Genomic DNA, 15,015 nt, shown 5'->3' with positions numbered 1-15,015 from the left:
GATTTTTAATGCATAACTATGCAAAAAATGAGCAATGCAAAGCTGATATTTCCGTTGCCAAAGGAGGGATTTTTCATTCAGGACCAAAATAGAATAAAGCTTGAACAGTTAGCCGGTAATATTGCACCAAAATAATGAAAGTTTAATGACAATGTGCTTCACCATGAGGCAATAAAAACGTTTCGCTATAATGTATTTCATAAAACTATTGACTGATTTTTTAGAAAAAATAAAACGCTAAAAGCTTGTGGTAATAATTAATACTTATTTTTAAATAAGGCCGAACTTTGGCCAATGACAAACGGCGTGAAGCTTTCGCTCTTCTCGCCAGCATCCGAGAGGGCCGCAAGCAGCTCCTGCGGCGGCAAATCCAACGGCTCGTCCGCAAGTTCGAACACTCCCCAGTGAATGGGCACAGTCATTGGGCGGCCAATCTGCTGCCATAATGCGACAGCCTGCTGAGGATCCATATGATGATTTCCCATAAACCAGCGCGGCGCATAGGCGCCTATCGGCACTGCGGCTGCGTCCAGCGGGCCTAAACGCAGCGCCATGTCGGCAAGATCGCTTGCAAAACCCGTATCGCCGCTGAACCAGAAACGTAGCCGCGCTGTTTCAATAATCCAGCCGCACCACAGGCTGCGATTGCGATCCCATAGCGACCTCATGCTCCAGTGCTGTGCAGGAACTGCGGTAACGGCCATCCCCTTCCAGGTTAGAGCCTGCCACCAGTCGAGCTCGGTTACGTGACGGATCCCGCGCCTTGTAAACCAGTTCTTTAATCCGAGGGGCACGAAGAAATTGACGTCGGGAAAACGCCTGACAATCTGGCGCACCGTGGCATTGTCGAGATGATCGTAGTGATTATGAGAGATAAGAACCGCATCAAGCTGGGGAAGCTCGTTAACGCTAAGCGAAACCGGAGTTTTACGCAGAGGGCCTGCAAAGGGAAACGGAGAAGCTCGCTGCGAAAAAACCGGGTCAGTAAGCAGATACTGCCCTTGCAAACGCAACAGCAAACTGGCGTGGCCCAGCCACCAGACGCGGTCATCATCGCCTGTTATATGGGCTTTTTGCCACCAGCGATCGATAAAAGCCGGGTATCCGCCAGTCGGAGGATGCGGGAGCCCCTGCGCCTTTCTTTCCTCACGCCAGCGCTTAACATCACCCGGCTGACGTTGCAGAGAATGCAAATTTTGAAAGCCATCGGGTAGATGGTGCGGCAGATCAGGATCGAACCAGGGATTTTTCCACGGCATACCTGCTCCTGAAGAAAAAAGGTGAACTGTCCGGCTAAACGCTACCGCTCTGCGACCAGACGAACAAAATCATCTTCTTCATCATCTTCTTCTGACGCTGCGGTCGCTTTTTTTTCTACTTCCGGCTCGTTCGCCTCACATAAACGACGCAGCAAAGCATTCTGACGTTTTTGCTGGTCGAGCAGTTCTTCAAGCAGCGCGACCTGCTCATTTGCACGGCTGCTGGCGCGATTAACAAAAAACCACAGTACCAGACCCACTAACAGCACAGCCAGGGAGACTGCCGCAGACGCAATGTTAAAAATACCAACGTTCAGTTCGTTCATCTTACCACCTCAACAAAACGCGTATTCTACACCTGCCCGGGCGCAAGGAAATCATCATAGCGATTAAAAATGCCTTTACCAGGGGATAAATTTATTGATTGTGCAGATCCCGCTGAAAAATTGTACATCCTGATCGCACATCACATTAACCATTTGGGTCCATAAGAGCAGGCAGGCGACGACAATCGCCGCCAGAATAACCCATCGGTACTTTTTCACTCATTTCTCCACTTCATCACCAATCTTCTTCCAGCGTACCACCGACAAATTAAACCTGACTTAACCGCCGCTGCATTTAACATTTAGGATTCTTGATATTGTTTGCGTTGCACAATCCACTACGCTTAGAGGCAGAATGTACACAGCAAAAAAATGAGGTTTGTATGCGTATGGTGATCCGCACCATTATTGTAATAGCACTTTTGTGGATCGGTTTGCTCTTATCGGGTTATGGCGTTTTGATTGGCAGCAACGAGAATGCCGCTGGATTGGGTCTGCAATGTAAATATTTAACCGCACGCAATGTCGTTACCGCTCAGTTCGTCCATACCGACAGCGGGATCATTGGTCTCACAAACTGTCCGGTTCTGCGAAAAAGCGATACCGTCATCGACAATGGCCAGTAATAAAAAACGCCGCTAAATGCGGCGTTTTTTTAACGTTCAATCAGAATGGGTAATCGTGGTAACCCATTTGTTCAGAGATAGTTCGCGCGGCATCGTGAAGCATCGCCACGTATTCATGCAAACGGTCTTCTGAGAAACGCAAAGTCGGGAAAGAAATACTCAACCCGGCAATCACTACGCCGAAACGGTCAAATACCGGGACGCCGATGCAGCGCAGCCCTTCTTCCTGTTCCTGATTATCTTCACCGTAACCCTGCTCGCGAACCTGGTCCAGCAGCGGAAGCAGTTCTTCGGTGCTCACGATCGTGCGATCGGTGCTGCGCGTATACTCCACGCCCGCAAGGATTTCTTTTACTTCATCCCGATCGCGCCACGCCAGCAGCACTTTACCAATGGCGGTGCTGTATAACGGGTTACGACGCCCAACGCGGGAATACATGCGCAGGTTATACATAGAGTCGATTTTATGGATATAGACAATACTGTCTTCATCCAGAGCACCTAAGTGAATCGTCTCTTTAGTCAGACGCGAAAGCTCACGCATCTGAATGTCTGCGCTGCGAATCAAATCAACGTTCTGTAGCGCGCGAGCACCCAGCTCAAACAATTTCAGCGTCAGAGAATATTTCTCCGACTCACCTTCCTGAGCAACGTAGCCCAGCGACTTCATGGTTTGCAAAAAGCGATAGACGGTGCTTTTTGACATCATGACGCGTTGCGAGAGTTCAGTGATACCAATTTCACGTTCTTCGCCAAGAGCCTGTAAGATGCCAAAAACTTTCAGGACAGAAGAGACAGAATCAGGTTGTTTATCCAGATCTGCGATTGCCATTAATCACCTCGATCGCATGTGTTTTATAAAAATCAGAACCGGTTTTTAGTATAAGTTGACGCCCGGTCTACCGCAATCTATCTATGCTATTTCGTTACAAATCTGCGACATATCCCAGAAATATCGATGCTAAAATAATTACTCATAAAATAATACCCATAAAGTCACATTATTCATATGGATAAAACTCTCTCCGACGGGCTTTCTGGCCCGCAGCGTTATGGCGCAATTTTCGCGATAGCTCTGGGCATTACCATGGCCGTGCTTGACGGCGCTATTGCTAACGTTGCGCTCCCGACCATCGCCCGGGATCTACTCGCAAGCCCCGCAGAATCTATTTGGGTAGTGAACAGTTACCAGATTGCGATTATTGTTTCGCTCTTATCCATGTCGTTTTTAGGCGATCTTTTCGGCTATCGCAGAGTTTATCAATGCGGCCTTGTGCTTTTTTGCCTAACGTCATTATTCTGCGCCCTTTCTACATCGCTTCCCATGTTAACCGTAGCTCGCGTGCTGCAGGGCTTTGGCGGTGCGGCATTAATGAGCGTCAATACCGCGCTGATCAGGCTTATTTATCCGCAGCGTTTCCTTGGGCGGGGCATGGGAATTAACTCCTTTATTGTCGCCGTTTCTTCAGCCGCAGGACCAACCGTTGCAGCCGCAATACTTTCCGTAGCCTCCTGGCAGTGGCTGTTCTTAATCAATGTGCCCATCGGGATTATGGCGCTTCTTTTAGCGCTGCGTTATTTGCCGCCTAATCAACAAAAAGCCCAGGGACAGCGTTTTGATATTCCGAGCGCCATCATGAACGCGCTGACTTTTGGTCTGCTTATTTCCGCCATCAGCGGCTTCTCGCAGGGGCAGTCAGGCGCGTTGATTGCCGGTGAGCTGGTCGCGCTCGTTATCATTGGCTACTTTTTTATTCGTCGTCAGCTCGCACTCCCCTTCCCAATTTTGCCGGTCGATTTATTACGTATTCCTATTTTTTCGCTCTCAATGGGCACCTCCGTCCGTTCATTTACGGCGCAGATGCTGGCGTTCGTCTCTCTGCCTTTCTTTTTGCAAACCGTACTGGGCCGCAGCGAGGTGGATACCGGGCTGCTGCTGACGCCCTGGCCGCTTGCCACAATGGTAATGGCGCCGCTTGCCGGGTATTTAATTGAGCGTGTTCACGCAGGATTATTAGGCGGGATTGGCCTGGCTGTTATGGCCGCAGGTCTGTTCGCTCTGGCGCTGCTGCCGCACAATCCGAGCGATCTGGATATCGTCTGGCGCATGATCCTGTGCGGTGCAGGTTTTGGGCTGTTCCAGTCGCCGAACAACCATACGATTATTTCCGCCGCACCGCGCCACCGGAGCGGAGGAGCCAGCGGGATGCTGGGCACGGCACGTCTGCTGGGGCAAAGTTCGGGAGCCGCGCTGGTGGCGCTGATGTTCAACATGTTCCACGAACATGGCACTCACGCCTCCCTTCTTCTGGCCGGAAGTTTTGCCACTCTGGCGGCGATCGTCAGCAGCCTGCGTTTGTCACAACCTCGGGTTCAGGCATAAAAAAAGCGTGCCGTTCAGGGCACGCTTTTTTGTTACTTAATCGCTTACTTCAGGTATTCGCCGTTACGCAGCGCTTCAATACGTTTATCCAGCGGCGGGTGAGTCATGAACAATTCGCTCATGGATTTCGCCTTACCGTTAATGCAAAACGCCATCATGCTGCTGGCTTCCTGCGGTTCGTAGCTGGTTTTCAGACGCTGAAGCGCGGCAATCATTTTCTCACGACCCACCAGTTTCGCAGAACCCGCGTCGGCGTGGAATTCGCGATGACGCGAGAACCACATGGTGATAATGCTGGCGAGAATGCCAAACACCAGTTCCAGCACCGTCGCAACGGCAAAGTACACCAGCGGGTTGCCATTGCTGCTCTCGCCTTCGTCACGGTTCCCGGACAGGAAGCCTGAGGCCACCTGAGCGATGATACGGGAAATAAAGATAACGAAGGTGTTCACCACGCCCTGAATCAGCGTCATGGTGACCATATCGCCATTCGCAATGTGGCTGATTTCGTGAGCGATCACGGCTTCAGCTTCATCACGGCTCATGTTCTGCAACAGGCCGGTGCTGACCGCGACCAGCGAAGCATCGCGACGGGCGCCGGTGGCGAACGCGTTGATGTCCGGCGCATGATAGATTGCCACCTGTGGCATGGCGATGCCCGCCTGTTGCGACTGACGGCGAACGGTTTCCATCAGCCAGCGTTCAGTTTCATTGCGTGGCTGTTCAATTACTTCTCCGCCCACGGAACGTAATGCCATCCATTTGGACATCAACAGTGAGACGATTGAACCGCCAAAGCCAAACAATACCGCCATGATCATCAGACCAGAAACGCTGCTTGACTGGATCCCCGTCAGGCTTAGCACCAGCCCGAAAACGACCATAACCGCAAGGTTGGTCAACAGGAAGAGCCCGATACGCATCATAATTTTCTTTTTACCTCGGTTTTAAAAATACGCACTGTGCGTTACCTCCACATCGTAGGGGCAAGCCCGCCATTTTCAAGCATTGCGAGGCCACAAGTGATTAATAATACATAACTTTACAATGAACGGAGACGGCGTTGACGTGGCTTGAGAAAGGTAAAAAAACGGGCACAATATCTTGTGCCCGTTGGGAGATTACTTCGCGGCGGCTGGCTGCTCTGCCGGCTTGCCCTGTTCCATTTTTGCAAGATCCAGGGCGATGTGCACCGTTTCATCAAGATACGGATCCGGCTCCTGGTAATCCTTCGGCAAATCGTCCAGTTTCTTCAGCGGCGCTTTGCCTTCGCGCTTGAAGCGGTCGTTAATGCGCGCCAGACGCGTGGCATCGTCTTCCTGATTTTCTTTCTCACGCTGGGCGAGATTCAGGGACACAATGTTGCGTTTTTCTTTCAGGGCATTGAAACGCTCAATGTCCTTCATGATGTACTGGAACTCAGGGTCCTTAACGATGCGGTCCTGATGCAGCTTCAACAACTCCGGCTCAAACGATGTCAGATCGCCTGTTTTAACGTAGGTAGCAGCGTTAATGCTGTCCCAAGGCAAGGCGTTATCCTCAAACTTCTCGCCGGTTTCCGTTTCCTGCGAGCCGGTTGGCATGGTGATATCCGGCGTGACGCCTTTACGCTGGGTGCTGCCGCCGTTGATGCGGTAGAACTTCTGAATGGTATATTGCACGGAGCCCAAAGCAGGCCATTCCGGACGCAGCATTTGATCGTAAATGCGATTCAGGGAGCGATACTGCTGCACGGTGCCTTTACCAAACGTCGGCTCGCCAACAATCAGCGCGCGGCCATAATCCTGCATCGCTGCGGCAAAGATTTCCGAGGCCGAAGCGCTGAAACGGTCAACCATCACTACCAGCGGGCCTTTGTAGTAAACCACGCCGTCGGTATCGCTATCTTCACGGACTTTACCGTTGTTGTCGCGAACCTGCACCACCGGGCCACCCGGAATAAACAGACCAGACAGCGATACCGCTTCAGTCAACGCGCCGCCGCCGTTAGAGCGCAGATCGATGATCACGCTCTTCACGTTCTGTTTTTCCAGCTTCTGCAGTTGAACCTTGACGTCATCCGTCAGACCAACATAGAAGCCTGGAATATCCAGCACGCCCACCTTGTCTTTGCCTATAGTTTTCACTGTCAGCTTCACGGCACGGTCTTCAAGACGAATACGCTCGCGCGTTAAAGTTACGATACGGGTTTTTGTTCCCTTACCGGCGGGCAGAATTTCCAGGCGCACTTTGCTGCCCTTCGGTCCTTTGATCAGCGCAACCACGTCGTCTAAACGCCAGCCGATCACATCAACCATCGCTTTGCCCGTCTGACCAACGCCAACAATACGATCGCCTACGGTAATCGCCTTGCTTTTCGCAGCAGGACCACCCGCTACCATAGAGTTGATAACCGTATAGTCATCGTCCATTTGCAGTACGGCGCCGATGCCTTCAAGCGACAGGCTCATTTCCGTGTTGAACTGTTCGGTATTGCGTGGAGAGAGGTAGTTAGTATGCGGGTCGATTTCATGCGCGAACGCGGTCATCGCCAGAGAGAAAACGTCTTCGCTGTTGGACTGCGCCAGACGGCGAATAGCAAACTGATAACGCTTGGTCAGCGTTTCGCGAATCTCCTGCTCGTTCTTCCCGGTCAGCTTCAGGCTGAGCTCGTCATACTTGACCTTACCGTCCCAGAGTTTGTTTAACTCCTCAACGCTTGTCGGCCATGGAGATTTACTGCGGTCAAGGTTAAAGGTGTCGTTACCGGTGAAATCCATCGGTTTTTCAAGCACCTTTAGCGCGTACTGATAACGTTCAAAACGGCGCTTTTGACCCAGGTTGTACAAATCGTAAAACACATCCAGCTTGCCTGAACGTAGCTCATCGCCAATCTGATTTTTACGGGCTGCAAACTGCTCAACGTCACCGGCAAGCAGCACGTTGTGACTGAAGTCGAGCAGGTTCAGATAGCGGTCGAAAATCTTAGCAGAAAAGTTTTGGTCGAGGTCGAACTGGCGGTAATGCGAGCGAGTAAAGCGCGAAGTTACGCGCTCACTCACCGTGGCATGCTGTGTCTCTTCCTTTAACTGCGGGATTTGGTCAGCACGCGTGATGTTCTCAACGGCCAGCGCGCTGCCTGCGAGAAACAACAGGCTAGCGACGGCCGTAAGCTTAAAGAGTTTGTTCATGCCCGGGTCTGGCCTCCGTTTCAGAACTGCAAGTGTTCTGCGCGTACAATCATAGCCATACCAGAAGTCAGCTGTACACGGACGCCATCTTTGGTAATTTCCAGTACGGTGGCATCCATCGCGTTGTTACCCGCTTTGACTTTAATTGCCTGTCCAACCTGCAGAGCTGAAATATCCGTAACTGGCGTGCGTTTTTCTTCGCGTGGTGCCTGAGCAACCGGCTTATCAGCACGAGGTTTACGTTCGGTTCCTTCTTTGCGACGTGGCGCCGGGCGTGGTTTACGCTCGCGACGAGGCTTGTCTTCGACAGTCTCGCCGTTTGCGATGGCGGCTTCACGTTTTTTCGCTTGCTGTTCGGCGCGCTGGGCCTGAACGCGAGCTTTTGCTTCTTCAAGCTGCTTACGGGCATGTTCAACGTGTTGCTCATCCAGCTCACCGCATGGGTTGCCGTCGAGATCGACGCGAACTGCGCCGACTTTGATACCGTACAGGTAGCGCCAGCTTGAAGTATAAAGACGTAACGCGGAGCGAAGCTGAGTTTTACTGAGGCTCATTTCGCCTTCAACGCGCGCGACCAAATCCTGGAAGATTCCAATCTTCAGGGGGCGAGCTTCACCTTCAGCGCTAAAACACTGTGGGAAACGCTCAGCCAAAAAGGTAATAACTTCTTTGCTGCTATTCAACTTAGGTTGATTTTCCATGAAATTTCCTGATTACAACGGAGTTGCCAACAAACCGCGGCATGAACAGGCGTCATTATAATGACGCTATCGGCAATTGCCACGTTATCCGTTGCTTATCATGCTATCGAGTGAAGAATTTTTTATAATCCGTAGCGGTTAGCAGATTTGAAAGCTGCGTAACCAGTTGGGATAAGCCCTGTTGGTCAACCGGCGTGAAGCGGCCGTATTCGGTGCTATCGATATCCAGAACGCCGATAACCTCGTCATTCACCACCAGCGGGAAGACAATTTCGGAATTACTTGAGGCGTCGCAGGCGATATGACCATCAAAAGCATGCACATCTTCTACGCGCTGAACTTCACCGGTTGAAACCGCTGTACCGCATACGCCTTTGCCCACAGGGATACGCACGCAGGCAATCTTGCCCTGGAAAGGCCCCAGAACCAGAGTATTTTCTTCCAGCAGATAGAAGCCAGCCCAGTTCACGCCGTCGAGACGTTCAAAAAGCAGCGCGCTGGTATTTGCGAGAGTGGCCAAAAAACTTGTTTCACCTGCCATTAATGCACTGAAATCGCGATTTAAATCCGCGTAAAATTGTTCTTTGTTCATTAAGTAACCATTTTGTTGTCTGACGCTACTGCATAGCATACTAAAATAAGCACTAAATGCGCTGTGCCACAAGGTGTATCATTTTGTGAATTACGATAGGCTTATATCAATAATTCCTATCACAACGAGATACCACATGCCGCACGGGTACTCCTGGCCGACGACGAAAAATGAAAATACACGCCATTAGTCAGGTTTTGCCGCAGGCAAGTTATCAGCGTTGCCACGAATGCGATACCCTTTTCTCTTTGCCTGCGGTGAAATCATCCCAAAGCGCCTACTGCCCGCGCTGCGACGCCAAAGTGCATCACGGGCGCGACTGGTCTTTAACCCGCCTGGCTGCGATGGCGATTGCTATGCTGCTGCTGATGCCCGTCGCCTTTTCCGAGCCCCTGCTGCGCATCTATCTATTGGGAACGAAAATCGACGCCAATGTTTTTCAGGGCATCTGGCAGATGACCAGACAGGGCGATCCCATTACCGGCGCTATGGTGTTGTTTTGTGCCGTAGGCGCGCCCACAACGCTTGTCGCCGCGCTCGTCTATCTCTATTTCGGCAATATACTCGGCATGAATTTGCGGCCGGTATTGCTGATGCTCGACAAGCTCAAAGAGTGGGTGATGCTGGATATTTATCTGGTGGGCATTGGCGTTGCATCCATCAAAGTCAAAGAGTATGCGTTTATGCAGCCAGGCGTGGGCCTGGTCGCCTTTGTGGCTCTTGTGGTATTAAGCCTGCTGACGATGATTCACCTGAACGTTGAGCAGCTCTGGGAACGGTTTTATCCCCAGCGCCCCGCGCGCGCGTTCAATGCCCAGCTACGCGTATGCCTCGGCTGCCATTTTACCGGCGTACCGGACGCTCGCGGCCGCTGCCCGCGCTGCCATGTACCGCTGCGTCACCGCCGCCGTCAAAGCCTGCAAAAATCCTGGGCTGCGCTCATTGCCTCATTAATGTTCCTGTTGCCCGCAAATTTGCTGCCCATCTCCGTGATTTACGTCAACGGCGCGCGCCAGGAAGACACCATTCTCTCCGGCATTATTTCGCTCGCCAGCAGTAATATCGCCGTAGCCGCAGTGGTATTTATCGCGAGTATTCTCGTACCGTTTACTAAGGTGATTGTACTGATTACGCTTTTGCTCAGTATCCATTTCAAGTGTGAGAGAGGGCTGCGCACGCGCATTTTGCTGCTGCGATTTATTACCTGGATTGGCCGCTGGTCGATGCTTGACCTGTTCGTGATTGCACTCACCATGTCGCTGGTTAACCGTGACCAGTTGTTGGCGTTTACTATGGGACCCGCCGCGTTTTATTTTGGCGCGGCGGTAATTTTAACTATTCTTGCTGTCGAATGGCTGGATAGCCGACTACTTTGGGACGCACATGAGTCAGGAAACGCCCGCTTCACCGACTGAAGCGCGAATTAAAACAAAACGCCGGATTTCTCCCTTCTGGTTGTTGCCAATTATCGCCCTGCTGATTGCAAGCTGGCTTATCTGGACAACCTATGAAGAACGAGGCACCACGGCCACTATTGATTTCATCTCTGCGGACGGCATCGTTGCCGGGCGTACGCCCGTGCGCTATCAGGGCGTGGAAGTGGGAACAGTACAAAGCGTAAGCCTTGGCGATAACCTCAATAAAATCGAAGTTAAAGTCAGCATAAAAAGCGACATGAAAGATGCGCTGCGCGATGAAACCCAGTTCTGGCTTGTGACGCCTAAGGCCTCGCTGGCAGGGGTTTCCGGTCTGGATGCGCTGGTAGGCGGCAATTACATCGGCATGATGCCCGGCAAAGGCGAGCCTAAAGATCATTTTGTCGCGCTCGACACGCAGCCCAAATATCGCCTGAACAACGGCGAGCTGATGATTCATCTTCACGCCCCGGATTTAGGCTCGCTGAACAGCGGATCGCTGGTTTACTTCCGTAAAATTCCCGTGGGTCGCGTTTACGATTACACCATCAGCCCTAATAAACAGGGCGTTACCATTGATGTGCTGATCGATCGCCGCTTCACCAGCCTGGTGAAAAAAGGCAGCCGCTTCTGGAACGTCTCCGGAGTAAAAACCAATATCAGCCTCAGCGGCGCGCAAATTCAACTTGAAAGCCTCGCAGCGCTTGTTAACGGCGCCATAGCTTTCGATTCCCCGGAAGGTTCCGGGCAGGCTAAAGCCGACGACGAGTTCGGGCTCTACGAAGATCTCGCCCACAGCCAGCGAGGCGTGATAATTAAACTCGATCTTCCCGGTGGTGAAGGTTTGAAAGCAGGCTCGACACCCCTGATGTACCAGGGGCTTGAAGTCGGCACGCTGACCAAACTCAATCTGATCCCAGGCGGCGCGGTGACCGGCGAAATGACGGTGGATCCCGGCGTGGTTAATCTCATGCGCAGCGGTACGCGCATTGAGTTACGCAGCCCGAAAATTTCGCTGAGCAATCCGAACGTCAGCAGCCTGCTGACGGGTAATACTTTCGAACTGGTTCCCGGTGAAGGTTCGCCGCAGGATCACTTTGTGATACTGCCGAGCGACAAAACTCCGCTGCAGCAGCCTAACGTTCTGACCCTCAGCCTCACCGCGCCGGAAAGCTATGGCATCGACGCGGGCCAGCCCGTTATCCTGCACGGCATTCAAATAGGCCAGGTGCTGGAGCGTTCTTTAAGCGCCAAAGGCGTGAGCTTTGCGGTCGCCATCGAACCTCAGTATCGCCATCTGTTGCAGGGCGACAGTAAATTCGTGGTAAATAGCCGCATTGACGTAAAACTGGGCATGGACGGCGTTGAATTCCTCGGGGCCAGCGCCAGCGAATGGGTCAGCGGCGGCGTCCGGGTGATTCCCGGCAGCAAAGGCGAGATGAAATCCAGCTACCCGCTGTACGCCAATCTGGAAAAAGCGGTCGAAAACAGCTTAAGCGACCTTCCTACCACTACCTTAACGCTTACCGCCGCAAGCCTGCCGGATATCCAGGCCGGGTCCGTTGTGCTCTACCGTAAATTCCAGGTCGGGGAAATTATCACCGTCCGTCCAAAAGCCAACAGCTTTGATATTGATGTCCATATCAAGCCGGAATACCGCAAGCTGCTTACCTCAAGCAGCGTGTTCTGGGCCGAAGGCGGCGCGCGAGTGCAACTGAACGGCAGCGGCCTGACGGTTCAGGCCTCCCCTCTTTCCCGTGCTTTAAAAGGGGCGATCAGCTTCGATAACCTTACCGGTGCGGGCGCAGGTTACGCCAAAGGCGACAAACGCGTGCTTTATGCGTCAGAAACAGCCGCCCGTGCGGTGGGTAGCCAGATTACGCTGCATACATTTGACGCAGGCAAACTCTCCGCCGGCATGCCAATTCGTTATCTCGGGATCAACATTGGCCAGCTTGAATCGCTCAATCTCACCGAATCGCGCAGCGAAGTGGAAGCGAAAGCGGTGCTCTACCCTGAATTTGTGTCGACATTTGCTCGCGGCGGCACCCGTTTCTCCGTGGTAACGCCGCAGATTTCGGCGGCGGGCGTCGACCACCTGGATACTATCCTCCAGCCGTATATCAACGTTGAACCAGGCCGCGGCGCACCGCGACGTGACTTTGAGCTGCAGGAAACCTCCATCACCGACTCCCGCTATTCGGACGGCCTGAGCATCGTGCTTGAAGTACCCGAAGCTGGCGCGCTGAGCATTGGCACGCCGGTGCTGTTCCGCGGCGTGGAGGTTGGCACCGTGACGGGGCTTACGCTTGGTAACCTGTCCGATCGCGTGATGGTCGGTCTGCGCATCAGTAAACGCTTCCAGCATCTGGTGCGCGACAGTTCGGTCTTCTGGCTTGCCTCGGGCTACAGCCTTGATTTCGGGCTGACCGGTGGCGTAGTGAAAACAGGTACCTTTAACCAGTTCATCCGTGGCGGCATCGCGTTTGCAACTCCGCCGGGCACGCCGCTTGCGCCAAAAGCGGAACCGGGCAAACACTTCCTGCTGCTCGAAAGTGAACCGAAAGAGTGGCGTCAGTGGGGCACCGCCCTGCCACGTTAAACAATGCGCCCCGGTGCTCTGCCGGGGCGGTTTATGCTACACTGCGCGCCTTATTTTTCTGTGGAACTCCCCAGTGGCTCAAACTCACTCCGCTTACCTGCCGCAATCCTTTCTTGACGTTATGCGCGATGCATTGCCTGACGGGCAATCGCTCGAGAGCTTTATCGAATACTGTCAGCGCCCGCTGCGCCGTAGTTTACGCGTCAACACGTTAAAGATTTCGGTTGCCGAATTTCTTGAACTCGTTGCGCCATATAACTGGCGGCTCACGCCCGTTCCATGGTGCGAAGAAGGTTTCTGGATTGAGCGGGAAGACGAAGAAAGCCTGCCGCTGGGCAGTACCGCCGAGCACCTGAGCGGCATGTTCTATATTCAGGAAGCAAGCTCTATGCTGCCCGTTGCCGCCCTGTTTGCCGATGGCAATGAGCCGCAGCGCATCATGGATGTTGCTGCCGCGCCGGGCTCGAAAACCACACAAATCGCAGCTCGCATGGGCAATCACGGCGCCATTCTTGCCAACGAATACTCCGCCAGCCGGGTCAAAGTTCTGCATGCCAATATCAGCCGCTGCGGGATTAGCAACGTTGCGCTGACCCATTTCGACGGCCGGGTATTTGGCGCCGCGCTGCCGGAATGCTTTGATGCGATTTTGCTCGATGCGCCCTGTTCCGGCGAAGGCGTGGTGCGCAAAGATCCCGATGCCTTACGTAACTGGACGCCGGAAAGCACCGCAAGCATTGCCGATACTCAACGGGAGCTTATCGCCAGCGCATTTCACGCTCTTCGTCCGGGCGGCACCCTGATTTACTCCACCTGCACCTTAAACCGTGAAGAAAATCAGCAGATCTGCCAGTGGTTGCTTGATGAATGGCCTGAGGCGGTTGAAATCGCTCCGCTCAACGACCTGTTCCCTGAAGCAGCAAAAGCCATTACGGCAGAAGGTTTTCTGCATGTCTTCCCACAGATCTACGACTGCGAAGGCTTTTTCGTTGCGCGCCTGCGCAAAACCGCGTCTGTCGAACAACTGCCGGAGCCGGGTTACAAAGTGGGCAAATTCCCGTTTGCACCGCTACATGGACGGCCTGCTGCAGACATTACCGCTTCAGCGGCAAAAGTGGGCATTAGCTGGGGCGATGAACTCAAGCTGTGGCAACGCGATAAAGAAATCTGGCTGTTTCCGGCTGAGATCGTACCGCTGATTGGCAAAGTCCGATTTTCGCGCATAGGCTTACGCCTTGCGGAACAGTACAACAAAGGTTACCGCTGGCAGCATGAGGCTGTTATCGCGTTGGTAAACGCGGACACTCCGCTTGCCTTTGCGCTAACAGAACATGAAGCGGACGAGTGGTATCACGGACGAGATATTTATCCCGAATCCGCCCCGCTAAACGACGACGTCGTCGTAACCTATCAAAGCCAACCCCTTGGGCTGGCAAGGAAAATCGGCTCACGTATAAAAAACAGCTACCCGCGTGAACTGGTACGAGATGGCAAACTGTTTGCAGGCTCTCGTTAATTCGTCACAAAAATAATCGTCTTTTATTTGGCACTTTTTGCACAATTGACTAGGCTCAAGTTTGGATGACCTACTGGTCATACCACATTCAGTGGACCACAGGAGAGCGAGATGACGAAAACTAACGTACGAATAGGCATCTTCGAAATTGAGGATGCTGAATTACACGGCGAGCAGCAGGGCGAACGAACGTTAAGCATCCCCTGTAAATCGGACCCTGACCTGTGCATGCAGCTTGATGCCTGGGACGACGAAACCAGTATTCCCGCCGTTCTGGACGGTGAACACTCCGTGCTCTATCGCCAACATTACGATCAGCAATCCGATGCATGGGTCATGCGCCTTGCCTGACCCAAGATGAACCCGTCCGTCAGACGGGTTATTTATTCCCTGGATTTCCCCTCTTCCCGCCATATCCCCTACAA

The 15,015-nt window shown here is 52.9% G+C and carries 14 protein-coding genes; 6 read left to right on the top strand and 8 right to left on the bottom strand.

Features of this window, described 5'->3' with window-relative positions:
* Window positions 1-257: 257 nt before the first annotated feature.
* The 3 genes from MUA00_RS10925 to mgrB form a co-directional block, all read right to left on the bottom strand.
* The gene (locus MUA00_RS10925) at window positions 258-1,259 is read right to left on the bottom strand and encodes an MBL fold metallo-hydrolase (RefSeq protein ID WP_271122884.1); all 1,002 of its coding nucleotides are present in this window, start codon (window positions 1,257-1,259) and stop codon (window positions 258-260) included.
* A gap of 41 nt (window positions 1,260-1,300) precedes the next feature.
* Entirely contained in the window at window positions 1,301-1,585 is a 285-nt protein-coding gene (locus tag MUA00_RS10920) for a YebO family protein (RefSeq protein ID WP_271122885.1), read from the bottom strand.
* Between the two features lie 75 nt (window positions 1,586-1,660).
* Entirely contained in the window at window positions 1,661-1,804 is a 144-nt protein-coding gene (mgrB, locus tag MUA00_RS10915) for a PhoP/PhoQ regulator MgrB (protein ID WP_271122886.1), read from the bottom strand.
* Window positions 1,805-1,968: 164 nt separating this feature from the next.
* On the opposite strand from mgrB, the gene MUA00_RS10910 reads away from it, so the two are divergent.
* Window positions 1,969-2,211 (top strand): YobH family protein, encoded by a 243-nt coding sequence (locus tag MUA00_RS10910; RefSeq protein ID WP_271122887.1) that lies wholly within the window; start codon window positions 1,969-1,971, stop codon window positions 2,209-2,211.
* A gap of 40 nt (window positions 2,212-2,251) precedes the next feature.
* On the opposite strand, the gene kdgR is transcribed toward MUA00_RS10910, so the two are convergent.
* A complete protein-coding gene (kdgR, locus tag MUA00_RS10905; RefSeq protein WP_271122888.1) occupies window positions 2,252-3,043 on the bottom strand; it encodes a DNA-binding transcriptional regulator KdgR in 792 nt (263 codons plus the stop codon).
* 177 nt (window positions 3,044-3,220) lie between these two features.
* On the opposite strand from kdgR, the gene MUA00_RS10900 reads away from it, so the two are divergent.
* A complete protein-coding gene (locus tag MUA00_RS10900; RefSeq protein ID WP_271122889.1) occupies window positions 3,221-4,594 on the top strand; it encodes an MFS transporter in 1,374 nt (457 codons plus the stop codon).
* 44 nt (window positions 4,595-4,638) lie between these two features.
* Here MUA00_RS10900 and htpX read toward each other — a convergent pair whose 3' ends face one another.
* The 4 genes from htpX to MUA00_RS10880 all read right to left on the bottom strand — a co-directional run bounded on the left by htpX (window position 4,639) and on the right by MUA00_RS10880 (window position 9,057).
* The gene (gene htpX, locus MUA00_RS10895; protein WP_271122890.1) at window positions 4,639-5,520 is read right to left on the bottom strand and encodes a protease HtpX; all 882 of its coding nucleotides are present in this window, start codon (window positions 5,518-5,520) and stop codon (window positions 4,639-4,641) included.
* Between the two features lie 195 nt (window positions 5,521-5,715).
* Window positions 5,716-7,764 carry a carboxy terminal-processing peptidase gene (gene prc / locus MUA00_RS10890; protein WP_271122891.1) on the bottom strand — a complete coding sequence of 683 codons (2,049 nt, stop codon included), beginning with the start codon at window positions 7,762-7,764 and terminating at the stop codon, window positions 5,716-5,718.
* A gap of 20 nt (window positions 7,765-7,784) precedes the next feature.
* Complete coding sequence (gene proQ, locus MUA00_RS10885; RefSeq protein ID WP_271122892.1) at window positions 7,785-8,465, bottom strand: RNA chaperone ProQ; 681 nt, start codon at window positions 8,463-8,465, stop codon at window positions 7,785-7,787.
* Between the two features lie 103 nt (window positions 8,466-8,568).
* Window positions 8,569-9,057, bottom strand: a complete 489-nt coding sequence (locus tag MUA00_RS10880; RefSeq protein WP_271122893.1) for a GAF domain-containing protein — start codon at window positions 9,055-9,057, stop codon at window positions 8,569-8,571.
* A gap of 170 nt (window positions 9,058-9,227) precedes the next feature.
* Between MUA00_RS10880 and yebS the strand changes: the two genes are divergently transcribed.
* The 4 genes from yebS (at window position 9,228) to MUA00_RS10860 (ending at window position 14,941) form a co-directional block, all read left to right on the top strand.
* Window positions 9,228-10,472, top strand: coding sequence for a membrane integrity lipid transport subunit YebS (gene yebS / locus MUA00_RS10875; protein ID WP_271122894.1), 1,245 nt, complete (start codon window positions 9,228-9,230; stop codon window positions 10,470-10,472).
* Window positions 10,441-13,074: a PqiB family protein gene (locus MUA00_RS10870; RefSeq protein WP_271122895.1), complete on the top strand. Its 2,634-nt coding sequence runs from the start codon at window positions 10,441-10,443 to the stop codon at window positions 13,072-13,074. The genes yebS and MUA00_RS10870 overlap by 32 nt, the downstream gene beginning before the upstream one ends.
* 73 nt (window positions 13,075-13,147) lie before the next feature.
* Window positions 13,148-14,590 carry a 16S rRNA (cytosine(1407)-C(5))-methyltransferase RsmF gene (gene rsmF / locus MUA00_RS10865; protein WP_271122896.1) on the top strand — a complete coding sequence of 481 codons (1,443 nt, stop codon included), beginning with the start codon at window positions 13,148-13,150 and terminating at the stop codon, window positions 14,588-14,590.
* A gap of 111 nt (window positions 14,591-14,701) precedes the next feature.
* Window positions 14,702-14,941, top strand: a complete 240-nt coding sequence (locus MUA00_RS10860; protein ID WP_271122897.1) for a YebV family protein — start codon at window positions 14,702-14,704, stop codon at window positions 14,939-14,941.
* Window positions 14,942-15,015 lie beyond the last annotated feature (74 nt).

The sequence above is a fragment of the Dryocola boscaweniae genome, assembly GCF_025215095.1.
Lineage (GTDB): Bacteria > Pseudomonadota > Gammaproteobacteria > Enterobacterales > Enterobacteriaceae > Dryocola > Dryocola boscaweniae.
The sequence above is the reverse complement of the archived record's forward strand: the minus strand, read 5'-3'. Positions and strand labels throughout refer to the sequence as shown.